The 24,348-nt window shown below is 53.0% G+C and carries 21 protein-coding genes and 1 pseudogene; 19 read left to right on the top strand and 3 right to left on the bottom strand.

Annotated elements, in window-relative coordinates; translation table 11 throughout:
* Positions 1 to 5 precede the first annotated feature (5 nt).
* The 13 genes from odhB to GS3922_RS11320 all read left to right on the top strand — a co-directional run bounded on the left by odhB (position 6) and on the right by GS3922_RS11320 (position 14,103).
* A complete protein-coding gene (gene odhB / locus GS3922_RS11380; RefSeq protein ID WP_063166460.1) occupies positions 6 to 1,289 on the top strand; it encodes a 2-oxoglutarate dehydrogenase complex dihydrolipoyllysine-residue succinyltransferase in 1,284 nt (427 codons plus the stop codon).
* A 213-nt stretch (positions 1,290 to 1,502) separates the two neighbouring features.
* Positions 1,503 to 2,783 carry an IS110 family RNA-guided transposase gene (locus GS3922_RS11375; protein ID WP_012749092.1) on the top strand — a complete coding sequence of 427 codons (1,281 nt, stop codon included), beginning with the start codon at positions 1,503 to 1,505 and terminating at the stop codon, positions 2,781 to 2,783.
* A gap of 396 nt (positions 2,784 to 3,179) precedes the next feature.
* Positions 3,180 to 3,401, top strand: a complete 222-nt coding sequence (locus GS3922_RS11370) for a hypothetical protein (RefSeq protein ID WP_063166459.1) — start codon at positions 3,180 to 3,182, stop codon at positions 3,399 to 3,401.
* Positions 3,402 to 3,507: 106 nt separating this feature from the next.
* The gene (locus tag GS3922_RS11365) at positions 3,508 to 4,293 is read left to right on the top strand and encodes an SDR family oxidoreductase (protein ID WP_063166458.1); all 786 of its coding nucleotides are present in this window, start codon (positions 3,508 to 3,510) and stop codon (positions 4,291 to 4,293) included.
* A gap of 181 nt (positions 4,294 to 4,474) precedes the next feature.
* Complete coding sequence (locus GS3922_RS11360; RefSeq protein ID WP_063166457.1) at positions 4,475 to 5,722, top strand: RNA-guided endonuclease InsQ/TnpB family protein; 1,248 nt, start codon at positions 4,475 to 4,477, stop codon at positions 5,720 to 5,722.
* A gap of 181 nt (positions 5,723 to 5,903) precedes the next feature.
* Positions 5,904 to 6,770: an NAD(P)-dependent oxidoreductase gene (locus GS3922_RS11355; protein ID WP_063166456.1), complete on the top strand. Its 867-nt coding sequence runs from the start codon at positions 5,904 to 5,906 to the stop codon at positions 6,768 to 6,770.
* Positions 6,771 to 6,902: 132 nt separating this feature from the next.
* Complete coding sequence (locus GS3922_RS11350) at positions 6,903 to 8,111, top strand: acyl-CoA dehydrogenase (protein WP_063166455.1); 1,209 nt, start codon at positions 6,903 to 6,905, stop codon at positions 8,109 to 8,111.
* 23 nt (positions 8,112 to 8,134) lie between these two features.
* The gene (locus tag GS3922_RS11345; RefSeq protein WP_063166454.1) at positions 8,135 to 8,917 is read left to right on the top strand and encodes an SDR family oxidoreductase; all 783 of its coding nucleotides are present in this window, start codon (positions 8,135 to 8,137) and stop codon (positions 8,915 to 8,917) included.
* A gap of 22 nt (positions 8,918 to 8,939) precedes the next feature.
* Complete coding sequence (locus tag GS3922_RS11340; RefSeq protein WP_063166453.1) at positions 8,940 to 10,559, top strand: long-chain-fatty-acid--CoA ligase; 1,620 nt, start codon at positions 8,940 to 8,942, stop codon at positions 10,557 to 10,559.
* A gap of 96 nt (positions 10,560 to 10,655) precedes the next feature.
* On the top strand, positions 10,656 to 11,231 hold the full coding sequence (locus GS3922_RS11335; RefSeq protein WP_063166452.1) for a TetR/AcrR family transcriptional regulator: 576 nt from the start codon (positions 10,656 to 10,658) through the stop codon (positions 11,229 to 11,231).
* A gap of 50 nt (positions 11,232 to 11,281) precedes the next feature.
* Positions 11,282 to 12,340 (top strand): phosphotransferase family protein, encoded by a 1,059-nt coding sequence (locus GS3922_RS11330; RefSeq protein WP_063166451.1) that lies wholly within the window; start codon positions 11,282 to 11,284, stop codon positions 12,338 to 12,340.
* A 9-nt stretch (positions 12,341 to 12,349) separates the two neighbouring features.
* Positions 12,350 to 13,132 carry a 2-phosphosulfolactate phosphatase gene (locus tag GS3922_RS11325; RefSeq protein ID WP_172796403.1) on the top strand — a complete coding sequence of 261 codons (783 nt, stop codon included), beginning with the start codon at positions 12,350 to 12,352 and terminating at the stop codon, positions 13,130 to 13,132.
* Positions 13,129 to 14,103, top strand: a complete 975-nt coding sequence (locus tag GS3922_RS11320; protein WP_063166449.1) for a quinone oxidoreductase family protein — start codon at positions 13,129 to 13,131, stop codon at positions 14,101 to 14,103. Before GS3922_RS11325 ends, GS3922_RS11320 begins: the two co-directional genes overlap by 4 nt.
* 177 nt (positions 14,104 to 14,280) lie before the next feature.
* Here the strand turns inward: GS3922_RS11320 and GS3922_RS11315 are convergent, their stop codons facing one another.
* Together GS3922_RS11315 and GS3922_RS11310 are read right to left on the bottom strand one after the other, a co-directional pair.
* Complete coding sequence (locus tag GS3922_RS11315; RefSeq protein WP_063167395.1) at positions 14,281 to 15,438, bottom strand: aminotransferase A; 1,158 nt, start codon at positions 15,436 to 15,438, stop codon at positions 14,281 to 14,283.
* 155 nt (positions 15,439 to 15,593) lie between these two features.
* Complete coding sequence (locus tag GS3922_RS11310; RefSeq protein WP_063166448.1) at positions 15,594 to 15,821, bottom strand: IDEAL domain-containing protein; 228 nt, start codon at positions 15,819 to 15,821, stop codon at positions 15,594 to 15,596.
* Positions 15,822 to 16,014: 193 nt separating this feature from the next.
* On the opposite strand from GS3922_RS11310, the gene corA reads away from it, so the two are divergent.
* The 6 genes and pseudogenes from corA (at position 16,015) to GS3922_RS11280 (ending at position 23,675) form a co-directional block, all read left to right on the top strand.
* Positions 16,015 to 17,010 carry a magnesium/cobalt transporter CorA gene (gene corA / locus GS3922_RS11305; RefSeq protein ID WP_063166447.1) on the top strand — a complete coding sequence of 332 codons (996 nt, stop codon included), beginning with the start codon at positions 16,015 to 16,017 and terminating at the stop codon, positions 17,008 to 17,010.
* Between the two features lie 71 nt (positions 17,011 to 17,081).
* Entirely contained in the window at positions 17,082 to 17,732 is a 651-nt protein-coding gene (locus tag GS3922_RS11300) for a glycoside hydrolase domain-containing protein (protein WP_063166446.1), read from the top strand.
* 174 nt (positions 17,733 to 17,906) lie between these two features.
* A complete protein-coding gene (locus GS3922_RS11295; RefSeq protein ID WP_063166445.1) occupies positions 17,907 to 19,154 on the top strand; it encodes an RNA-guided endonuclease InsQ/TnpB family protein in 1,248 nt (415 codons plus the stop codon).
* Between the two features lie 453 nt (positions 19,155 to 19,607).
* Positions 19,608 to 21,248, top strand: a complete 1,641-nt coding sequence (locus tag GS3922_RS11290; RefSeq protein ID WP_063167394.1) for a GGDEF domain-containing response regulator — start codon at positions 19,608 to 19,610, stop codon at positions 21,246 to 21,248.
* Positions 21,248 to 22,273, top strand: coding sequence for a HEAT repeat domain-containing protein (locus GS3922_RS11285; RefSeq protein ID WP_063166444.1), 1,026 nt, complete (start codon positions 21,248 to 21,250; stop codon positions 22,271 to 22,273). Before GS3922_RS11290 ends, GS3922_RS11285 begins: the two co-directional genes overlap by 1 nt.
* A 53-nt stretch (positions 22,274 to 22,326) precedes the next feature.
* A pseudogene (locus GS3922_RS11280) lies at positions 22,327 to 23,675 on the top strand (glycosyltransferase family 2 protein).
* Between the two features lie 199 nt (positions 23,676 to 23,874).
* Here GS3922_RS11280 and GS3922_RS11275 read toward each other — a convergent pair.
* On the bottom strand, positions 23,875 to 24,309 hold the full coding sequence (locus tag GS3922_RS11275) for a YkyB family protein (RefSeq protein ID WP_063166443.1): 435 nt from the start codon (positions 24,307 to 24,309) through the stop codon (positions 23,875 to 23,877).
* Positions 24,310 to 24,348: the final 39 nt, after the last annotated feature.

Genomic DNA, 24,348 nt, shown 5'->3' with positions numbered 1-24,348 from the left:
TCAACGTGGCTGAGATCAAAGTCCCGGAACTAGCAGAGTCCATCACCGAAGGCACCATCGCTCAATGGTTGAAAAAGCCGGGCGACTATGTGGAAAAAGGCGAGTCGATTTGTGAATTGGAAACGGATAAAGTGAACGTCGAAATTATGGCGGAAGAGTCGGGCGTTTTGCAGCAGCTGCTGGCGAATGAAGGCGACACGGTCGCCGTCGGCCAAGCGATCGCCATCATCGGCGAGGGAGCGGCTGCAGCACCAGCCGCTGCCCCGCAGGCCGCAACAAAGCCGGTTGACGAAACGGAAACGGTCATGCCGGCTGACCGCGCCGAGCAACAGGCGCCGCAGCCGGTCGCTGTCGCCCAAGCGCCGGGCCAACGCCCGGTCGCTTCGCCGGCCGCCCGAAAAATGGCGCGCGAAAAAGGGATCGATTTGACGCAAGTGCCGACCGTTGATCCGCTTGGGCGCGTCCGCAAGCAGGACGTTGCTTCATTTGCCGCCCAGCCGGCCGCTGTTCTACAAGCGGCGCCGCAACCGGCTCCGACGGCGGCGCCCGTTTCGGCGCCAACGCCGACTCCCGCAGCGGAAAGCGGCAAGCCGGTCATCCGTGAAAAAATGTCGCGCCGCCGGCAAACGATCGCCAAGCGGCTGCTTGAAGTTTCGCAATCGACCGCGATGCTGACGACGTTCAACGAAATCGACATGTCAGCGGTCATGGAGTTGCGCAAACGGAAAAAAGACAAGTTTTTTGAAGAGCATGACGTCCGCCTTGGCTTTATGTCGTTTTTCGTCAAAGCGGCCGTGGCGGCGCTGAAAAAATATCCGTACGTCAACGCGGAAATTCAAGGCGATGAAATTTTGCTGAAAAAATATTACGACATCGGCGTGGCCGTTTCGACCGATGAGGGGCTTGTCGTTCCGGTTGTGCGCGACTGCGACCGGAAAAACTTCGCCGAAATTGAGCGGGACATCGCTGAATTAGCGGCGAAAGCGCGCAGCAACAAGCTGTCGCTCGCCGATTTGCAAGGCGGCACGTTTACGATCACAAACGGCGGCGTATTCGGCTCGCTTTTATCGACCCCGCTCTTAAACGGTCCGCAAGTCGGCATTTTAGGGATGCATTCGATCAAACTGCGTCCGGTGGCCATCGATGAGGAGCGGATTGAAAACCGTCCGATGATGTACGTCGCCCTGTCGTACGATCACCGCATCATTGACGGCAAGGAAGCGGTTGGGTTCTTAAAAACGGTGAAAGACTTGATCGAAAATCCGGAAGACTTATTGCTTGAAAGTTAATACCGAAAAAAGGAGTCCGCGGCGTGCGGGCTCCTCGTTTTTATCAGCGAAACGGCACAGCGCGGCGAATGAACTTCCCTGTTTGACGGAAAACTACCGTCAAAAAGGAGCATTCCCGTTAGGAGCTTTTCCGGGGACTTGATCAAAAAAAGCCCTCTTGGTATGATGCAGGGGTATCAACCACATCACTCACCATACCAAGGAGGACTTCAGATGAATTGTACACAAAACTATAAAATTGATCAAGTAACCGAACAAACGCTTGTCGTGGGTATTGATATCGCGAAACGAACCCACTACGCCTGCTTCGTGGATGACCGGGGGCGCGTGCTTCGCAAATCGTTCCCGATCTTCCAGTCGAAAGAGGGGTTTCAACAGCTGTATAAAGCGATTCAGGGGGCGATGCAAGCGTTCGGGAAGTCAGAGGTGATCGTCGCCGTGGAGCCGACCGGGCACTACTGGTTGAACCTGGCCTACTTCCTCGAGGAGCACGGGATCCCGTTGGTCATGGTCAACCCGGCGCATGTGTGCCGGTCGAAAGAACTTGATGACAACCTGCCGACGAAACACGACGCCAAAGACGCCCTGGTCATTGCCAGACTGGCAAAAGACGGACGATTCCTCGTTCCCCGGCTGCTGCACGAGATTGAAGCCGATTTGCGCGTGGGGAGCACGCTCAAAGAGAAGCTCCGCAAGGAACAGACGGCGGTGAAAAACGCGATCGTCCGCTGGACGGATCGGTATTTTCCAGAGTTTTGGACCGTGTTTCGTGACTTGGGGAAAACGGCGCTTTCGGTGTTGGAGTGGACGCCGCTTCCGGCTGATATGGCCGGCCGGACGGTGGAGGAGCTTCTTGAGGTGTACCGGCAAAGCGAAGGGATGAAATGCCCGCAGAAGGCCAAAATTCAGGCGTTGATCAACACCGCGAAGGACTCGATTGGGGTGACGGAAGGGACAGCGATGGCCCGGTTTGAGATCGCCGCGCTCGTCCGCCGATACCGCCAATTGGAGGCGGAGATCGCTGCACTGGACGCCGAGTTGAAGGCATTGGTTCAAACGACGATGGAGTACCAATGGTTGAAAACGGTCGACGGGTTGGGAGACGCCACGATCATCGATCTGCTGGCGGAGATCGGCAGCTTCGCCCATTATCGGGACCCGCGCCAATTGGTGAAGTTGGCGGGCCTGACGCTCAAGGAGAACTCCTCCGGCCAGCGCAAAGGGCAAAAGCACATCTCCAAACGGGGACGGAAACGGTTGCGCTCGGTGCTGTTTCGGGCGATGATTCCGCTGATTCGGCATAACGAGGCGTTTCGCGAGCTGCATGAGTATTATACGACCCGATCCGTCAATCCGCTGACCGGAAAGCAGTCCATCGTCGCCTTGTGCCGGAAGCTGTTGAATGTGCTGTTTGCGATTTGTACGAAGAAACAAGCGTTTGACGCGGAGCGAATGAAACAGGACGTCTTGTCCCAGGTGCAACGGGCGGCCTAAGGCCTCCCCCCTGCGAACGGAAGAATCGTTGGACAACGAGATGACACCGGAGAAGCTGGCGTGATTTCATCCATTCGACCTTGAGTCCCTAAAGGAGCTTGGCCGGCCTCCGCCTGATGACGAGACCGAACGAGGGAATGTTGGCGCGAAGACGCCCGGAGACATGGGAGGGTTCGTCCTCATCAGCGACGCGGAGATCCAAAGGGTGCATCGAATATGCTTCCCCCCGCGGCAGGAAAATATAACCAGCCGTGGCCGCGAAGCGCACCCTAGGTCTGTAAGATATCCACAAAACTGAAAAAGGATGTAAGGGATTTTGTCGAAAAATATTTTTTGGACACCCCTGAGAGGCCGAAAAGCCTTGATAGATCAACATTTCTAGAGGGAGGGGATTATATGCCAGAGCGCGGACGAAACGACCATCCGCACGAGTTTTACCGCGACGGCGCCCGCGAAAGCATCATCAATGATGCGACTGCCGACGGCGCCAAGGCGATCGGGGTGCGAAGCGATGCTGATCCGCTGCAGTCGGCCAACCGTGGCCCATTCCACGTTGACCATCTTGAAGTGGAAGAAGGGATGAAACGTTTTCGGGAGCTAATGGAAGGAAAAAAGTGATTCGCTAGGCGAATCGCTTTTTTTCGCGGATCCGTAAAGAAGGAAAATGGCGAACGAGCGCGAATATTGTTATTTGTTATGACTATTTTTTTCGGGGGGGATGACCATGGAGTTCGGATTGGCCGGGAAAACGGCGTTGGTTGCCGCCTCAAGCCAAGGGCTTGGCAAGGCGATTGCCCGGGCGCTTGTGCTTGAAGGAGCGAACGTGATGATTACAAGCCGGAATGAGGAAAAACTGCAGGAAGTCGCCGAGGAGCTGAGCAGTTTACATAAGGGGCGCGTCGCTTATGTGCGCGCCGATGTGACGAAAGCGGATGACATCCGTCGACTTGTCGCGACAACGGTGGAGACGTTTGGAACGATCGATTTGCTTGTCAATAACGCCGGCGGCCCTCCGGCGGGAACGTTCGAAACAGTGAGCGACGAAGACTGGCAATACGCGTTCGAGCTCAATTTATTGAGCTACATTCGGCTGATTCGTGAAGCGCTGCCTTATTTAAAGAAAAAAGGCGGCAAAATTGTCAATATCGCCTCGTCGTCCATCAAAGAGCCTATTCCGGGGCTCATCTTGTCCAATACGTTCCGCACCGGGATTGTCGGGCTGACGAAAACGCTTGCGGCGGAGTTCGCCCCTGACAATATTTTGATCAACACAGTCGCTCCCGGACGGATCGCGACGGAACGGGTCGCCTTTTTAGACAAGGTGAACGCGGAAAAGCTCGGCATTACGAAAGAGGAAATGGAAGCGCGCATGAGAAGCGCCATTCCGCTCGGCCGTTACGGAACGCCTGAGGAGTTTGCCAACGTTGTCGTCTTTTTGCTGTCGGAGGCAAACTCGTACGTCACCGGGCAGGCGTTGATCGTCGATGGCGGCATGGTGAAAGCGATTTAACCCCGGTTTAGTATTCGTACGGGGGACGGGAAGGATTTTTATCTTAATTAGGCGAGAAGACTCTCACTTCAACGAAGCGAAGCGGAGTAAGTGGGAGATGAATCGCCTTAACTATATTTTGCTGAAAATAGGATAGATTCAGTAAAATATAGTATCATATAGTTAGATGGGAGGTGAAAACATGTATTTTTGTATCAAACAACAGCTAAATGGTTTGACCAAAGAAGAATACTTGACTCTTCGAGAACTGTGCCATATTGCCAAGAACATGTACAACGTCGGATTGTACAATGTCAGACAATACTATTTTGAACACAAGGAATTTCTTAATTATGAGAAAAACTATCACCTTGCAAAAACTAACGAAAACTATAAGCTGTTAAACAGCAACATGGCACAGCAAATTTTAAAAAAGGTCAATGAAGCCTTTAAATCTTTCTTTGGTTTGATCAGTCTTGCCAAACAAGGGAAATATGACTACAAGGCTATCAGTATTCCAAAATATCTTAAAAAAGATGGCTTTCATTCACTGATCATTGGCCAGATTCGTATAGACGGCAACAAATTCACGATACCGTATTCTCGCCTATTTAAAAAGACTCACAAGCCCATCACGATAACGATTCCGCCTGTGTTACTGGACAAAAAGATTAAGCAGATTGAAATCATTCCTAAGCATCATGCCAGGTTCTTTGAGATTCAGTACAAATATGAAATGCCTGAAGATCAAAGAGAATTAAATGACCAAAAAGCACTGGCCATTGATTTAGGATTAAACAATCTTGCCACTTGTGTCACATCAGACGGCAGATCATTCATCATTGATGGGCGGAGATTAAAAAGTATAAATCAATGGTTTAACAAAGAAAATGCCAGACTTCAAAGCATAAAAGATAAGCAAAAAATCAAAGGCACCACTCGTAAACAGGCTTTGCTTGCTATGAATCGCAATAATAAAGTGAATGATTATATCAACAAGACTTGCCGTTACATCATTAACTACTGTATTGAAAATCAAATTGGCAAACTTGTCATTGGCTATGCGGAAACATTACAACGCAATATTAATCTAGGAAAAAAGACAAATCAAAACTTTGTCAATATTCCTCTCGGTAACATAAAAGAAAAACTAGAATATCTTTGTGAATTTTACGGCATTGAATTCTTGAAACAGGAAGAATCCTATACGTCTCAAGCCAGCTTTTTTGACGGCGATGAAATTCCTGAATATAATGCCGACAATCCAAAAGAATATAAGTTCAGCGGCAAACGTATTAAGCGCGGCTTGTATCGAACAAAGTCTGGCAAACTAATTAATGCTGATGTCAATGGCGCATTAAACATCTTAAAGAAAAGTAAAGCTGTAGACCTGAGTGTCTTATGCTCTAGCGGCGAAGTGGACACGCCTCAAAGAATAAGGATTGCTTGAAGCAGTCAAACTTCTTTGGAAGCCCCCACTTCAAATTTTCGCTAGAAAATTAAGTGGGGGTAGTTCACGGGGAAACTTTTTTTGAATCTAGCGCTCTGTCGTTTTTGAGAACCGCTGAGTGGCAGGGCACAGTGATGTTCGCCAGCCGTTTAGACAAAACGGACAGAAGGGGAGAGGCAGCATGAAAACGATCGGGTTTATCGGCCTTGGCGTCATGGGGAAAAGCATGGCGCGCCATTTATTAAAAGCGGGCTACCCGCTTCTCGTTCATACACGGACAAAGGAAAAGGCGCTCGACTTGCTTGAAGAAGGGGCGGTATGGAAGGAAACGGTCGCCGATTTGGCGAAGGAAGCGGACGTTGTCATGACCATGGTCGGCTACCCGTACGATGTTGAGCAAGTGTATTTCGGCGAGGGCGGAATTTTGGAGCAGGCGCGGCCGGGAACGTATGTCATCGATATGACCACTTCGACGCCGACGCTAGCGCAAGCCATTTACGAAGCGGCAAAGCAAAAAGGCATCCACGCGTTGGATGCCCCGGTGTCCGGCGGGGATATCGGCGCCCGCGAAGGGACGCTGACGATCATGGTCGGCGGCGATGAAGAGGTGTTTTTGGCGTGCAAGCCGATTCTCGAGCGCCTTGGGACGAACATTGTCCTGCAAGGAAAAGCCGGAGCCGGCCAGCACACGAAAATGTGCAACCAGATCGCCATTGCTACGAATATGATCGGCGTTTGCGAAGCGATGGCGTATGCGAAGCAGGCGGGACTCGACCCGCTCCGCGTGCTTGAGAGCATCGCTAAAGGGGCGGCAGGCAGCTGGTCGTTGAGCAACTTGGCGCCGCGCATGCTCGCCGGCGATTTTGCGCCCGGGTTTTACATTAAACATTTCATTAAGGATATGAAAATTGCGCTTGAAGAAGCGGAACGAATGAATTTGCCGCTTCCCGGCCTAGCGCTCGCCAAATCGATGTACGAAGAACTGGCGCAAGCCGGCGAGGAAAACAGCGGCACACAGGCGTTATATAAGCGCTACATTCCGGAGTAAAATGGGGCGGTTTCGCCCCATTTTTTGATGTTAAACATATTTATCAAAAAATATTGAATATTTCTTTCTGTAGAGGTATAGTAAAAATAAGGGGACACATACTAACCGGTTAGTATAAAGGGAGGGGATGGCATGGACTTTTCCTATTCGCCGAAAGTCCAAGAGCTGATCAAAAAATTAAGCGCTTTCATGGAGGAGTACATTTATCCGAATGAAAAAGTGTACGAGGAGCAGCTGAACGCCCAAGAGTCGAGATGGTCAAGCGTACCCCCGATCATCGAAGAACTGAAGGAAAAAGCGAAAAAAGAAGGGCTTTGGAACTTGTTTTTGCCGGACAGTGAATACGGAGCCGGCTTAACCAACGTCGAGTACGCGCCGCTTTGCGAAATTATGGGCCGGTCGCTCATCGCTCCGGAAGTGTTCAACTGCAATGCGCCGGATACCGGCAACATGGAAGTGCTCGTCCGCTACGGAAGCGAGGAACAAAAACAAAAATGGCTCATCCCGCTCTTAAACGGGGAAATCCGCTCATGCTTTTCGATGACCGAACCGGATGTGGCGTCAAGCGATGCGACGAACATTCGGGCGTCGATCATCCGCGACGGCGATGAATATGTCATTACCGGCCGGAAATGGTGGTCGTCCGGCGCCGGCGACCCGCGCTGCAAAGTCGCCATCGTCATGGGCAAAACGAACCCGGACGCACCAAAACATGAACAGCAGTCGATGATCATCGTCCCGCTCGATACGCCGGGGGTGAAAATTGAACGGATGCTGCCGGTGTTTGGCTTTGATCATGCGCCGCACGGCCATGCGGAGATTACATATGACCACGTGCGGGTGCCGAAAGAAAACATCATTTGGGGTGAAGGAAAAGGGTTCGCCATCGCCCAAGGGCGGCTCGGCCCGGGGCGGATTCACCATTGCATGCGTCTCATTGGGGCGGCGGAGCGGGCGCTTGAGCTCATGTGCCGGCGCGTGCAGTCGCGGGTGGCGTTCGGCAGGCCGCTCGCCGAGCACGGCGTGATCCGCGAGTGGATCGCCCAGTCGCGCATCGAAATCGAGCAGGCGCGCCTGTTGACGATGAAAGCAGCGTACATGATGGATACGGTCGGCAACAAGGTCGCGCGCAAAGAAATTGCCATGATTAAAGTGGTCGCTCCAAATGTCGCCTTAAAAGTGATCGACCGCGCCATTCAGGCGTTCGGTGCCGCCGGGGTGAGCAACGACTTCCCGCTGGCCGCCCTGTGGGCGAACTCGCGCACGCTCCGTTTGGCCGACGGACCCGATGAAGTGCATAAAGAGCAAGTGGCAAAGCTTGAACTGCGTCAGTATCAATAACATGGGGGAGGAAGTGGCGTCTTATGCATGTGCTCGACTTATTTAAAATTGAAGGAAAAACAGCCATCGTCACCGGCGGTGGGCGAGGCCTCGGCGAACAGATCGCCATCGGCCTCGCTGAAGCCGGGGCGAACGTCGTCGTCTGCTCGCGCAAGGTGGAAGCGTGTGAACAAGTAAAAGGAAAAATTGAACGGCTCGGCGTCCGCTCGCTTGCTTTGCCGTGCGATGTGACGAATCCGGATGACGTAAACCATGTTGTCGAAACGACGGCGAAAGAATTCGGGGGAATCGATATTTTGGTGAACAACAGCGGGGCGACATGGGGGGCGCCGGTCGAGGAGATGCCGCTTGCAGCGTGGCAAAAGGTGATCAACGTCAACGTCACCGGCACGTTTTTGATGAGCCAGGCGGCCGGCAAAGTGATGATTGCCAAGCAAACCGGCGGCGCTATCATCAATATCGCTTCCGTCGCCGGCCTTGGCGGCACGCATCCCGATATTTTAAATACGATCGGCTACAACACGAGCAAAGGGGCGGTTATTACGTTTACGCGCGATTTGGCTGCTAAATGGGGAAAACACGGCATTCGCGTCAATGCGGTTGCCCCCGGTTTTTTCCCGACGAAAATGTCGCGCGTTGTCCTTGAGCAAGTCGGTCAAAAAGTATTGGAACATACGCCGCTCGGCCGCTTTGGCGGTGAAGATGACCTAAAAGGCGCCGTCTTGTTCCTCGCTTCGCCGGCATCCGCGTTTGTCACCGGCGCGCTTCTTGTCGTTGACGGCGGCAGTCATGCGACCGGCATTTAACGAAAGTAAGGGGGAGAAGCAAATGAGCGAAAAACGGGCTTTGTCTCTTTATCCGGAACATGTGTCGTTTCATATTGACATTCCGGACAAAACGGTATGCGATGTGCTCCATGAACGGGCGGCGCAATTTGGCAGCCAGCCGGCGCTGACGTTTTACAGCAAAACGATCACGTACGCCGAGCTCGCCGCCGCGGTCAACCGCTTCACTTCGAGCCTGCAGGCGCTTGGGGTGCAAAAAGGCGACCGCGTCGCGATTATGCTGCCGAACTGCCCGCAATACGTCATTGCTTATTACGGCATTTTGCAGGCCGGCGCCATCGTCACCCAAGTGAACCCGATGCTCGTCGAGCGCGAGCTGGCGTATGTGCTGAACGATTCCGGAGCTGAGACGATCATCATTTACGAGCCGCTTTATCCGCGCCTTGTTGCGGTAAGAGGGGAGACGGCCGTCAAGCGGGCGGTCACCGTCAGCTTCGGGGCGCCGCCATCCGCTTCGTTGGCCGCCGGAGACGTCACGTTTGAGGAGTTTCTCGCCGGAGGAAGCGGGCAAGTGCGTCCGGTGCCGATCGAGCCGGCGCATGACGTCGCTGTGCTGCAATACACGGGCGGAACGACAGGGCGCTCGAAAGGGGCGATGCTCACCCATCGCAACATTTTTGCCAATGTTTTGCAATGCGCCGAGTTTTTTAAAGGAACGTTTGAAATGGGAAAAGAGCGCTATTTGACCGTGATCCCGCTCTTCCATGTCTTCGCGATGACTTCAGGAATGAACTTAGCCATTTACCAAGGGGCGGAAAACATTTTGCTGCCGCGCTTTGAGCTGAAAGAAGTGCTCGAGACGATCCGCAACAAGCAGCCGACCGTGTTCCCCGGCGTGCCGACGATGTACGTCGCCATTACGAACACGCCGGGAGTCGAGCAGTACGGCATCAACAGCATTAAAACGTGCAACAGCGGCAGCGCGCCAATGCCGCTTGAGCTGATGCGCGATTTCGAGGGGAAAACCGGGGCGGTTGTTCTTGAGGGGTACGGACTGTCCGAAGCATCGCCGGTGACGCATTGCAATCCGCCGTTTGCAGCGCGCAAGCCAGGGACGGTCGGCATCGGCATGCCGCTGACGGAATACAAAGTCGTCGATGTGGCGACGGGTACGCAAGAATTGCCGCCGGGGGAAGTCGGTGAGCTCATCATCCGCGGCCCGCAAGTGATGAAGGGGTATTGGAACATGCCGGAGGAAACGGCGGTGACGCTGCGCGACGGATGGTTGTACACCGGGGATTTGGCCTCGATTGACGAGGAAGGGTATGTGACGATCGTCGACCGAAAAAAAGATATGATCATCGCTGGCGGCTACAACGTTTATCCGCGCGAAATCGAGGAAGTGCTGTACGAGCATCCGGCGGTGAAAGAGGCGGTGGCCATCGGTGTGCCGGATCCGTACCGCGGCGAAACGGTGAAGGCGGTCATCGTTTTAAAAGATGGACAACAGGCGAGCGAAGACGACATTCTCGCCCACTGCCGAAAAAACTTGGCGTCCTATAAAGTGCCGCGCATCGTCGAATTCCGCGCTGAGCTGCCGAAAACGAACGTCGGCAAAATTTTGCGCCGCGCCTTGCGCGAAGAGGCGTCCCGCCCGCAATGACGTCGGCGCGGCTGACGGCCAAGTCCCGAGCAGACTTGGCCGTTTTATGGTACAATAGCTGGCAGTGACTACATGTAAGGCAAGAGGTGGGAAAGAATGAGGGAAAAAATTATCGCTGCCAGCATTGAACTGTTTGAGCAAAAAGGCTTCAGCGAAACGTCGATTCAAGATATTGTCGATGCCCTCGGAGTGACGAAAGGGACGTTTTACTACTACTTCAAAAGCAAAGAAGAGCTGCTTATGGACATTCACCTTCGCTATATTGAGGGGCTGCTTAGCGAGCAGGCGCGCATGATGAATGACGAGCGGCGGTCAGTGCGGGAAAAGCTGTACGCCATCGTGTATATGCTCATTCACAATGTCGAGCGGCAAGGGCGGCAAGCGCGCGTGTTTTTCCGTGAGATGAAGCATTTGAACGAGGAACATTTGCAAAAGGTGAAGGAAAAGCGCGACTTGTTCCGCCATCAGCTGCAGGCGTTAATTGAAGAAGGAATGAAAAACGGCGAACTGCGCCGCGATTTGTCGCCAGCGATCGCCGCGCTCACGGTGCTTGGGGCGGCCAATTGGAGCTACCACTGGTTCCGTCCGGACGGCGAGCTGACTGATGCGGAAGTCGCTGAACAAATGGTGGCGATTTTAATTGACGGAATGGGTGCGCCGCATATTCCGTAAACAAGCGAAACGGCGTGCATCGAAGCGGGTTCGCAAAGGGGGAGAGGGAGATGAGCGCCATTATTCCGGTGCGCAAAGGGGAGGAACTGCCGGCCGAAAAGCTGGCTACGTTTTTACGGGCGGTGTTGCCGGATATGCCGAATGGGGAGCTCGAGATCGAGCAATTTTCCGCCGGCCGCTCGAATTTGACGTACTTGCTTCGCTGCGGGGAGTGGGAAGCGGTGCTGCGCCGCCCGCCGTTTGGCCCGGTGCCGCCAAAAGCGCACGATATGAAGCGGGAGAGCACGTGGCTTGCCGAAATTCACCCGCTGTTCCCGTTGGCTCCGAAGCCATTCTACTTTTGTGAAGATGAATCAGTGATCGGCAGCCCGTTTTTTGTGATGGAGCGACGCCGCGGCATCGTTATTGATAGTGATTTTCCAGAAGGCGTCAACCCGACGGAAGACGTCTGTCGCGGCATTTCCGAAACGATGGTTGAGACGCTTGTACAAATTCACCAAATCGATTATACGAAAACGCGTCTCGTTCAGATGGTTAAGCCGGAAGGGTTTATGGAGCGGCAAGTGCACGGTTGGATTCAACGCTACGAGCGGGCGAAAACAGATGACGTTCCAGCGGCCGAGGCGCTCATGAAGTGGCTTGCTTCCCATATTCCGCCACAGCGCGAGGCGACGGTGATTCATTACGATTTTAAGCTGAATAACGCCTTGTTTGCTAAGGACGATGTGACGAAAATGGTCGGCTTGTTCGATTGGGAAATGTCGACCGTTGGCGACCCGCTTGCCGATTTGGCAGTGGCGCTGAGCTATTGGATTGAAGAAGGCGACCCGCCGCTTGTCAAACACGGCTTCGGCCGCGCGCCGGTCACCGTCCGGCCCGGCTTTTACACGCGCGAACAGTTTATTGCTGCGTATGCGGAAAAAAGCGGGCGCGACGTTTCTGATATGCATATCTATTTAACGTTTGCTTATTTTAAATTGGCCGTCATCTGCCAACAAATTTATTACCGTTACCGCCGCGGACAAACAAATGATGAGCGGTTTCGTCATTTCAACCAGTTTGTCGAGGCGCTCATCGGGCATGCGTGGCAGCTGGCGACAGGGCGGTGAAAAAGGATGATCACGAAAGTGCATGTTGTGCTGCGCAAGGAAGACATTGACGAAACGGCGCTCGCTGACGGCAAAGTAGCCGTTGTGTTTGATATTTTGCTCGCGACGTCATCGATTACAGCGGCGTTGGCTGCCGGCGCTCGTTCGGTCGTTCCGGTGTATAGCGCGGCCGAAGCCGAAGAAGTTGGGCGCCGATTGCCGGATGGGGGGTATGAACTTGCCGGTGAAAGCGAAGGAAGGACGATCACCGGCTTCCACCCGCCGACGCCGCTGTTTTTGCAAACGGTTTGCCCGGGGAAGACCGTCATTTTGTCGACGACAAACGGCACGGTGGCGCTTCGCAAGGCGATGAAAGCCCGGGCCGTGTATGCGGCGAGTTTGCTTAACAGCCCAGCTGTTGGCGAACATATTTGCCGGGCGCATCAGAATGAGACGATCATTGTCATTTGCTCCGGCTCATCCGGCCGCTTTTGCCTTGAAGATTTTTATGGCGCCGGCTATTTTGTCCATTGCTTGATTGAGCAAGGAATCACCGCGGCAGAGCTTTCTGACAGCGCCATGGCCGCCTGGCTGTTTTACCGGCAATACGGCGGCGAAGGAAAGGCGAAAGAGGTGCTATCCTCCTCGCGTGTTGGCCGCTGGATGGCCGCGTGCGGCCTTGAAAAGGAGATTGACTACATCAATCGGCACGGAGCGCTTTCCGTCATTCCGAAGCTCGAGCCCGGGCCGTTTGGACCGGAAATGCGCGATATGGCGCAAATGAAAGCAACAAGGGAGGGGAAACGGCAATGAAAATGGTGCAATTTACAGAGTACGGCGGTCCGGGCGTGCTCAAAGTGAAAGAGATCGAGCGCCCGTCGCCATCCGAACGGCATGTGTTGATTGAAGCGGAGGCGATCGGCGTCAATTACGCCGACACAGCGAGGCGGGAAGGACGCTATGTTGTACCGACGCCGCTTCCATTCGTGCCCGGCACCGAAGTGGCGGGCGTCGTCCGCGAAGTCGGTCCCAACGTGCAGACGATCCGTCCAGGACAGCGCGTCGTCGCCTTGATCGAGGCGGGCGGCTACGCCGAGTATGTCGTTGTTGATGAGCGGGCGGTCGTGCCGCTGCCGGACGGAGTTGATGCCCGCCAAGCGGCAGCGCTGCCGGTGCAAGGGTTAAGCGCCTATCACATTTTGAAAACGATGGGTCGCCTTGAAGAAGGGGAAACAGTGCTCATCCATGCGGCAGCCGGCGGCGTCGGCACGCTCGCTGTACAGCTGGCGAAACGGTTTGGCGCGAAAACCGTCATCGCCACGGCGAGCACCGAGGAGAAGCGGGCGCTCGCTCGCCGTCTTGGCGCCGATGTGACGGTCGATTATACGAAAAACGACTGGTCTAAGGCCGTGATGGAGGCGACCCAAGGGCGCGGCGTTGACGTTGCTTTGGAAATGGCGGGTGGCGACATTTTCCACCAAACGCTTGATTGCCTTGCCCCGTTCGGCCGCCTTGTTGTCTACGGTGCGGCAAGCGGGGAGATGACGCGCCTGAACCCGGTTCGCCTGATGGCGAAAAACTGGTCCGTCATCGGCTTTTTCTTGCCGCAGATCATGCGGAAGCGGGCGCTGTACGAGCGAAGCTTGCGCGAACTGCTCCATTGGGTGCAAGAAGGAAGTTTAGAGCTGACCATCGGCGGCGTCTATCCGCTTGAACAGGCTGCCATGGTGCACGAGCTGCTGCAAGGACGGAAAACGAGCGGCAAGCTGTTGCTTGTGCCGTAAAAAAGAGAGGAAACGATCTGACCAAAAAGGCCGCCTTCCCCAAAAGAAAACGCATATAGCGATGAAAAAGGGGTCCCGTTGCTTTTGCGGGCCCTCCTTTTTTGCATATGTGCGCAAATCAGCCGGTGGAATCCGCATGCGGCAGCGCGCTGAAAGGAAAACAAAGCCGCTCTCATTTTACCGGCTGTTCCTCTTCGCCTGAACGTATCGCTCGAGCCGATCGAGCCCTTCTTTGAGCACGTCAAGCGAATAGGCGTACGACAGGCGGACATAGCCTTCGCCGTATTCCGAAAAGGCGCTGCCGGGGACGAGGGCGACGCCGGCTTTTTCAACGACATCAACGGCAAAATCAAACGATGGCATATGAAACGCAGCGATCGATGGAAATAAATAAAACGCGCCGTCCGGTTTTTCGACCGGAAGCCCCATGGCCGTGAGGCGATTGTATGCGTACTCAAGCCGTTCGGCGTAAGCGGCGCGCATCGCCTCGGCGTCGTTTTTGCCGGCGGTAAGCGCCTCAACCGCCGCTTTTTGGCTGACGGATGACGTGCAGGAGACGCTGTATTGGTGCACTTTGACCATCTGTTCGATGACAAAGGACGGGGCGAAGACAAACCCGATGCGCCAGCCGGTCATCGAGTGCGACTTGCTTAGCCCGTTGATGACGATCGTCTGCTCTGGCAGCCATTCAGCGATCGAGCGGTGGCGTCCGCGATAGACGAGCTCGCTGTAAATTTCATCAGACACGATCCAAATCGGCCGTCCTTTCATCAGCGCGGCGATGGCTTCAAGCGCTTCACTTGACAGCGTCGTTCCGGTCGGATTGGACGGATACGGAAGGACAAGGCAGCGCGTCTTGTCGGTGATGTAAGGGGCGATCAGCTCGGCCGACAGACGAAAGCCGTTTTGTCTTGTGTCGATGTGCACCGGTTTCGCCCCGCACAGGCGGATGAGCGGCTCATAGCCGGGATAGACCGGCGCAGGAAGAAGCACTTCTGTCCCTTCTTCTAAAATGGTGCGAAACGTAATATCAAGCGCTTGACTGGCGCCGACGGTGGCGATCACTTCATCCGGGCTGTAGCGAAGCCCGTATTTATCGGCGACAAACTGACAAGCCGCCTGGCGCAGCTCAAGGAGGCCGGCGTTCGCCGTATACGTGGTGAAATCATCGGCGATCGCTTCTTGGGCGGCCGCTTTGACATGATCGGGCGTCGGAAAATCCGGCTGGCCGATCGTCAAGGAAACTAGCCCCGGCCGGCCGGCGACAAGGTTGAAAAACTGGCGGATGCCTGACAGTTGAATGGCTTGGACGCGTGGCTGAAAGAGGTGTTTCACGAGTTGTCCACCTTTCCGTTTTTTCTCTATTGTACCATTGAGAATGAAAAACAGAAAAACAAAAATGAGCCCCTTTCCGTTCGGATCGTTTCCGCAGACGGAAATGGGGCTCACCCTGTCATGGACGATTCACACTCCAACTTCGTTCGCTCCTTTTACGCGCCGTATTTTTTCAACAAGTCGTTATACTGGGCGGAAAGTTTGAAAAACAGCGGCTTGTTGCGGGCAGCGAGCGCCTCATCAATTTTTTCCATCAGTTTTTTTCTCTGAAACTGGAAGATCGCTTCTTTCAATACTCGTTCGGCCATTGGACCATAGCTGCTTTTTTCTTCCGGCTGGTTGAACAATACGGCGCCTTCGTTCGGATACTGTTTTTCGTACATCGTTGATTCCCTCCCATATGGGAACGAAGGAGTTCCCTTTTTTATATTATCATCGTTTTTGGTGAAAATGTAAAGAAAATTTAGATAAATATTTTTTGTCATTTTTTTCTCTACACGATTTCTATACCCGTTTTTTGTTGGGGTGTAACGTCTTTTCGGTTATGATAAGAAGAGAAAAAAATGGCAAGGTGAGATGGCGATGATCCGCACGTGTGTCGTAACAAAAGAGTTTGAGGTTATGCATGATGTCGATTTAACGCTCGTCAACAGCCCGGACGTTTCATGGTATTGGGTCGATTTTCATGAGCCGACGGAAGAGGAATCCGACTTGCTCGCCTCGTTTTTCCGTTTCCACCCGCTCGCGATTGAGGACTGTTTGGAATATGTGCAGCGGCCGAAACTCGATTTTTATGACCGCTACTTATTTGTTGTCCTCCATGCGATTGCGGGGACGACGCTTGAGGCTGAGGAAGTCGATCTGTTTGTCGGACAAAACTTTATCGTTTCGTTTCATAAGTCGCCGGTTCATGCGGTCGAGGACGTATGGGAGCGGCTGAAGAGCGAGCAGGACGTGCAGCAGGGGCCGTTTCATGTCATGTATCGGCTGATCGACAAGCTCGTTGATGATTACTTCCCTCCGCTGTACTACATTGAAGATGTGTTGAATGATTTAGAGGAAAATACGAACAACGAGCCGATTCATGACATTATCGAAAAAGTGTTTGACATTCGCGGCGATTTATCGAGATTGCGCCGGACGATTGTGCCGATGCGCGACTTATTGTACCGCATCATCCACTCCGATCGGCTGCAGCGCATGAAAGAGCGGCAGCTGTATTTCTATGATATTTACGATCATTTATTAAAGCTGTCAGAAATGATTGAGACGAATCGGGAAATTACCGCCGATATTCGCGACAGCTATTTGTCGCTCAACTCCAACCGAATGAATAACATTATGATGACGTTTACGGCCATTACGACGATTTTTATGCCGCTCACCTTTATTGCGGGCATTTATGGGATGAACTTTGACTATATGCCCGAACTGCGCTGGAAATATGGGTACTTTGCCGTATTGGCTGTCATGGCAACCATCGGCATAACGATGTTTGTCTGGTTTAAGCGCAACGGATGGTTCCAACTGTTAAAAGGCGACTGGGCGAAAGAGGATCGGGAGCGCCGCTAGCAGCCGTATAAAACAAGCTGTCCCTCTCATATACATAACTGTGGCAATGTGACCGCGAAGGAGGGGGAAGGATGGTAAGAGGTGTTTGGGGCGTTGATTCGGCGCAAGTCGTAACGGACCAATTGTTTCAATGCGTACGGACAGAGCTCGGTTATCCGAAATTTTGGGGCCGCTATTTGGTGGAAGTGCCTAATGTGTCGGAAGGGTTGACGCGGGACGAGATCACCCGCATCCGCAACTATGGAGTCAAAGTGATGCCCATCTACAACGCCTTTCGTGAGGCGGTCGGCTATGCGAACGGGCAAGTGGCGGCGCGCAATGCGGTGTTCCATGCGCGGCGGCTCGGCATTCCGAAAAATAAATTGCTGTTTGCCAACATTGAAGACTTTTTTGCCGTCGACGCGGCTTGGATCGCTGCTTGGGTGGAAACGCTTTATCCGACCGGGTATCGCCCGGGACTGTACGCCGATCCAACGAAGGGAGATTTCGCCGCCGCTTATTGCGAGGCGGTGGGGAGGAACAACCAAGTGGCGGTGCAGGCCGTCATTTGGAGCGCGGCTCCAAGGCCGGGAACGACGAAAGAACAAAAAGCGCCGCGTTACCAGCCGGCCGCCCCGCCTTGCAGCGCGAACGTCTGGGTCTGGCAGTACGGGCGCGACGCGGAAGTTTGTCCGGTGGATACGAATTTGGCGGACCGCCGCTTGCTTGACTTTTTATATTAAACAGCGCCGTTGCAACAAGGCAACGGCCTTTTTATCTTAATTAGGCGAGAAGACTCCCACTTCAACGAAGCGAAGCGGAGTAAGTGGGAGATGAATCGCCTTAACTATATTTTGCTGAAAATAGGATAGATTCAGTAAAATATAGTATCATATAGTTAGATGGGAGGTGAAAACATGTATTTTTGTATCAAACAACAGCTAAATGGTTTGACCAAAGAAGAATACTTGACTCTTCGAGAACTGTGCCATATTGCCAAGAACATGTACAACGTCGGATTGTACCATGTCAGACAATACTATTTTGAACACAAGGAATTTCTTAATTATGAGAAAAACTATCATCTTGCAAAAACTAACGAAAACTATAAGCTGTTAAACAGCAACATGGCACAGCAAATTTTAAAAAAGGTCAATGAAGCCTTTAAATCTTTCTTTGGTTTGATCATTCTTGCCAAACAAGGAAAATATGACCACAAGGCTATCAGTATTCCAAAATATCTTAAAAAAGATGGCTTTCATTCACTGATCATTGGCCAGATTCGTATAGACGGCAACAAATTTACGATACCGTATTCTCGCCTATTTAAAAAGACTCACAAGCCTATCACGATAACGATTCCGCCTGTGTTACTGGACAAAAAGATTAAGCAGATTGAAATCATTCCTAAGCATCATGCCAGGTTCTTTGAGATTCAGTACAAATATGAAATGCCTGAAGATCAAAGAGAATTAAATGACCAAAAAGCACTGGCAATTGATTTAGGATTAAACAATTTTGCCACTTGTGTCACATCAGACGGCAGATCATTCATCATTGATGGGCGGAGATTAAAAAGTATAAATCAATGGTTTAACAAAGAAAATGCCAGACTTCAAAGCATAAAAGATAAGCAAAAAATCAAAGGCACCACTCGTAAACAGGCGTTGCTTGCTATGAATCGCAATAATAAAGTGAATGATTATATCAACAAGACTTGCCGTTACATCATTAACTACTGTATTGAAAATCAAATTGGCAAACTTGTCATTGGCTATGCGGAAACATGGCAACGCAATATTAATCTAGGAAAAAAGACAAATCAAAACTTTGTCAATATTCCTCTCGGTAACATAAAAGAAAAACTAGAATATCTTTGTGAATTTTACGGCATTGAATTCTTGAAACAGGAAGAATCATATACGTCTCAAGCCAGCTTTTTTGACGGCGATGAGATTCCTGAATATAATGCCGACAATCCAAAAGAATATAAGTTCAGCGGCAAACGTATTAAGCGCGGCTTGTATCGAACAAAGTCTGGCAAACTAATTAATGCTGATGTCAATGGCGCATTAAACATCTTAAAGAAAAGTAAAGCTGTAGACCTGAGTGTCTTATGCTCTAGCGGCGAAGTGGACACGCCTCAAAGAATAAGGATTGCTTGAAGCAGTCAAACTTCTTTGGAAGCCCCCACTTCAAATTTTCGCTAGAAAATTAAGTGGGGGTAGTTCACGCTCTTGATACCGTTGCATAGAAGATCGGTGATTGAAGGAGCAGGTCGCTTCCCCGCCTTGTTTTTCAAATTGAGAAGCTTTGCGGCATCGGCTTCTCATTTCAAGTGATCTGATGTCAGCTAGGGGCAGGCGTTGTTTTTCACCAGCCTTCTAGATAAGGAGAAAGCCGAGACGAACGGCAACCGAATGCGCTTGAGCGCAGGGGAGTGTGAGAGGTCCCCTCTTCTGCCCCGGGTAAGTGAAGGAGGAAGACCAGAATGTTTTTAGACCGTGTCGACTATATTAATAATAGGAAAAAAGGGGGGGAACGTGAAAACGGAAGCAGCTCGGGGCTTTTTTTTATCACAATTAGGAAATGTTTACCATGAGGAAAGGAGAGGGAAGTTGGATTCCTATGTCGTCTCGTTACTAGACCGGATAAAAGAACAGTATGAACAATGGGAGGCTTCACCGCCGCTCAGCAGCGCGGAGTTGACCCGGTTTTTCGGTGCCATCGGCCGGGCGGCGGAGGTGATCGGCCGCAATGATATCGCTGCCGAAGCGGAACGGATTCTTCAGCGCACGAACAGGCAAAAGGAACGGCAATGGACGGCGGAGGAGGCGCTGGCGGAGATGGTTCCGCTCCTTCGCCGCTGCTATGAAGCCGAAGAAACCGATTCTTCTCCAATCACTTCCCTCCCGCAACGCGGAGGACCGGAAGCCGTCGTTCTTCTCTGCGGAAATGATCCGCTATTTTTTGCTTATCTCCGCGGATCACTGCAAACCGTATCGTGGCGCTTCATCACACTTCCTTCCTTCGAACAGGCGGCAGCATCCATGTTTCGCCTCAACCCGGACTGCATCATCGTCGACATCGGGGAAGATCATTTAGAAACTCCTTCTTTCCTTGCTCTGCTGGAGAACGCCGGTCGCGCTTCCTACATTCCGGTAGTGATCGTCGGCACAGACGGGCGCAAAGCCGTCCATCTAAAATGGTATGAGCTTGGCGCCGACGATGTCGTCGTGAAGCCGGCTGCAGCTGGCGAGCTGTTCATTCGTGTCCGGCGTCTCGTAGAAAAAAAGCGGAAAATTGATGAACTTGTGCTTATTGATGAGTTAACCGGCGTCTACAATCGTAAATACTTGCCGCGAGTGTATGCCCGCCTGCGCAGCGATCTCGAGCGTTCCGGGACACCGAGCTGTCTGGCGCTGCTCGACTTGGACCATTTCAAGCAAGTCAATGACCGTTTCGGCCACTTGATGGGTGATGCGGTGTTAAAAAAGCTGGCTGCCTTTTTGCTTCAACATACGCGGGGAATGGATACGGTCGTCCGCTTTGGGGGCGAGGAGTTTATCGTTTGGCTGGCAAAAACATCGACAGGAGAAGCGCGCCGTGTGCTTAGGCGGCTGCAGCGCCAGTTCGCTTCCGAGGAAGTTGAGGCGGACGGCGCGCGCCTATCGTGTACGTTTTCCGCCGGTTTTGTCGAATGCGACGATCCGAACGAACCGCTCGATCATTGGCTCAAGCTGGCCGACAAAGCGCTGTATGCAGCCAAAAGAAAGGGCGGCAACCGAGTTGAAGAAGCGCGGAGGCAACCGTCTCACGCCAATGGCGCTCAGAACGAAACACAACATCGCCAGGCGGGCAAACAGCGGTGGGCTGTTGCCATTGTCGACGATGATGAATTGGCGCGAACGGTCATCGCTGATCTCGTTCGCAAGCTTGCCGCCGAGCAGGAGCGGGAGGTGGACATTTATGAGTTTGGCGACGGGCTTTCCTTCCTCGAATCGCCGCTCTGTGAACATGGACGGCGCTTCGTCGTCATTTTAGACCGGGTGATGCCGAAAATGGACGGCCTTGAGGTGTTGCACCGCCTCCGCCGCCGGCGGACGCCGCATAAAGTGATGATGCTGACGTCGCGCCAAGATGAGCGGGAAATCGCTGATGCTCTCGAAAAAGGGGTCGATGAGTATGTGACAAAGCCGTTCAAATGGCTTGAGCTTGAAGCGCGGCTGCGCCGGCTGCTAAAGGAGCTGGATGAGTAATGGCGCTCGTTTTCGCCGTCGCGGTGGCGGCTGCTTTGTCGGCGGTGCTGACCGGGCTGTTCATTTATTTGATCGTGCGCAAATGGCGGGAAAACCGGCGCCAGGCCCGGCTGCGCGCCTATAAGGAAGAACGCCGTCTCCCGCTGCTTCGCTATTTGCTCGGAGAGGAGGAGCTTTCGTTTCGTTTTTCATCGCCGCTTGAACGGGAGGCTGTGCTCCAACTGTTGGATAGCTTTGCCTCGTTATTGAAAGGGGAGCATGTGCAGACGCGCCTGCGCGCGTTTGCTGAAGCGCACTTTCAAGGCTGGCTGCGCCACCGGCTGGCAAGCCGGCAATGGAGCGAGCGGATGAACGCGCTGTTTCTGATCGAAGACTTGCAGATGAAGGGGATGCTGCCCGACATCGAACGGCTGTACCGTTCCGCTGGGGTCACAGAAGGGGAGACAGCGAAAATATTGGCCATTTTCGCCAAATTTGATTATCGTCCGGTCGTGACATATGTGTTTCAACCGAAATATGAGTTGACGGAATTTGCGTATCGCATCATTTTTGGCCATATGAGCGAGCAGCTGCTTCAACAGGTAAAAAAACGGTTTGCTGAACTGCCGCCGGCGGGAAAATATGCGTTGATCGACATGATCGGCATCCGCCGCCGTCAGGAAGGACTGTTTTTGGAGCAGCTATTAGCATCGGAAGATTTGGAAATCCGCGTTCGTGCGCTCAAGGCGATGGCGGAAATCGGTGTGCCACTTGGCGCGCGGCAGCTCGAGCGCCACTTGCGCTCGCCGCATTGGCAAGAGAGATTGATAGCGACCCGCCTTGCCGGAAAATACCGGGAAGAAAAGCTGCTCCCGCTTCTGTGCGAGCGGCTTTCAGACCGTTCCTTTGCCGTTCGTTCCGAGGCGGCCGCGGCCATCGCCCGCCTTCCGAACGGCCGGGCTGTATTGCGTACAGCGGCTCAACATGTGGACGACCGCTACGCCCGCGATATGGCAAGGCAATGGCTCGAAGAGGAGGAGATATAGTGGGGCCATGGCAGACAATTGTGGCGGCCATCGGGCAGGCTGTGCTCGTTTATATGGCCGGTGTCGTCGTTTTTTATACGTTTCTGCTCGCCGTTTCCTTTGTCCACTTACGGCGCACCCATCGGCTTGACGATTGGGAGCCGTACGAGGAGCTGCTCGATGTGAGCTATGCAAAGCCGGTGTCCATCCTCGTTCCCGCCTATAATGAGGAAGCCGGCATCGTCGGCTCGATCCGCTCGCTGCTCAGCATTGAATATCCGCAATATGAGGTGATCGTCATCAATGACGGTTCGACGGATCGGACGCTTGAGCAGCTGATTGAGCATTTCGGGCTTCGGCCCGTGTATCGCGTGATTCGCCGCCAGCTGGCGGCAAAAGAAATCAAAGCCATCTACGATCGCCGGCCTATCCGCACTTATTCGTCCTTGATAAAGAAAACGGCGGGAAGGCGGATGCGTTAAACGCGGGGATCAACGCCGCCCGCTACCCGTATATTTGTTCGATTGACGGCGATTCCGTGTTGGAGCGGCGCGCCTTTTTAAAAGTGATGAAACCGATGATCGAGTCGGACGGGGAAGTGATCGCCTCAGGAGGCAGCATCCGCATCGCCAATGGCTGCCGGATTGAGCGCGGTGACATTGTGAAGGTCGGGCTATCGCGGCGGCCGCTTGTCATTATGCAAACGATCGAATATTTGCGCGCGTTTTTGCTCGGCCGTCTCGGCTTAAGCCGCCATAATTTGCTGCTGATTGTTTCTGGTGCGTTTGGCGTTTTTTCCAAACAGTGGGTAATCGAGGCAGGCGGGTATGCGGATACGGCCGGCGAGGATATGGAACTTGTCGTGCGTCTGCACCGGCTGGCGCGGGAAAAAAATGAGGCGAAAAAAATTATCTACATCCCGGACCCGGTCTGCTGGACGGAGGCGCCGGAAACGTATGGCGACTTGCGTAAACAGCGGCGACGCTGGCATCGCGGGCTGCTTGAAAGCTTATGGCGCCACCGGACGCTGTTGTTCAACCCGAAATACGGTTCGATCGGCCTCCTTTCTTTCCCATATTTTTGGTTCATTGAGTTTCTCGGTCCGGTTGTGGAGCTAACCGGATATATCGTCATGGTTCTCTCACTGTTTCTCGGAAGCCTATATATCGAGTTTGCTCTTCTTTTGTTGGTGGTTTCTGTTTTGTACGGCTCGCTTTTGTCCGCTGCCGCCGTGTTGCTTGAGGAATGGACCGAGCGGAAGTTTCCGAACGTCTCGGATTTTGTGTGGCTCTTTTTCTTCTCGCTGACGGAGACGTTTTGGTATCGCCCGCTGACGGCATGGTGGCGGTGCGAAGGAATCATCGACGCCATCCGTCGCCGAAAACAATGGGGAAGCATGAAGCGAAAGGGGGTATCGGTCTGAATCTCCCGTAATCGGCCCATTTTCTCAATGTGTAAAGGCCGCTCCTGTTTCTGATTTTGAGCGGGGAGCATCCACTTTCAGATGAAGTGAAACAATGGCCACTGAATCCGCTTCACTGCCGGGGGAGCGGAGCTCTGAGTTCCATCATGAGTAAGCAGGGGAAAGAAAAGAAGGCGTCGGGAACATTCCGGCGCCTTGTTTAGTAGCGGTCGCCAAGCCGCTTAAACATCGGCTTTGTCAACCGTTTCGGCTTTCGTTCCGTCGATTCCTTGATCCCGGTGTAGGCGATGAGAATCGCTTTTGCCTCCGATAGCGGCATCCGAACGGAAGGATTTCGGTATGAGTCGCTGAGCGCGCCGAGGTGCGGGAGGGCGGCGAAATCTTGTTTTGTCGGAGGAATGTGGAAATAGTAGTCGCCGACGGCCACGAGCACATCAGATTGCTGCTGGCTGTATTTTGGATTGCGGGAAAAATGGAGGCCGACCTTTTTCGCCTTGCCTTCCTCAAGCAGCTTTTCGATGGCTTTTTTCTTGAGAAGATAAAGAAACGAAGGGTTCAATGCCGTCTTCGCATGGCGGTTGACTGTAAAAATGGCTTTGGCGATATTGTCGACCGTCAACTGCAACGGTTTCATCGGCATGTCTCCTTTTTTCTTTCCATTATAACATAGTTG

The sequence above is a fragment of the Geobacillus subterraneus genome, from assembly GCF_001618685.1.
In the GTDB taxonomy this organism is placed as follows: domain Bacteria; phylum Bacillota; class Bacilli; order Bacillales; family Anoxybacillaceae; genus Geobacillus; species Geobacillus subterraneus.
The sequence above is the reverse complement of the archived record's forward strand: the minus strand, read 5'-3'. Positions and strand labels throughout refer to the sequence as shown.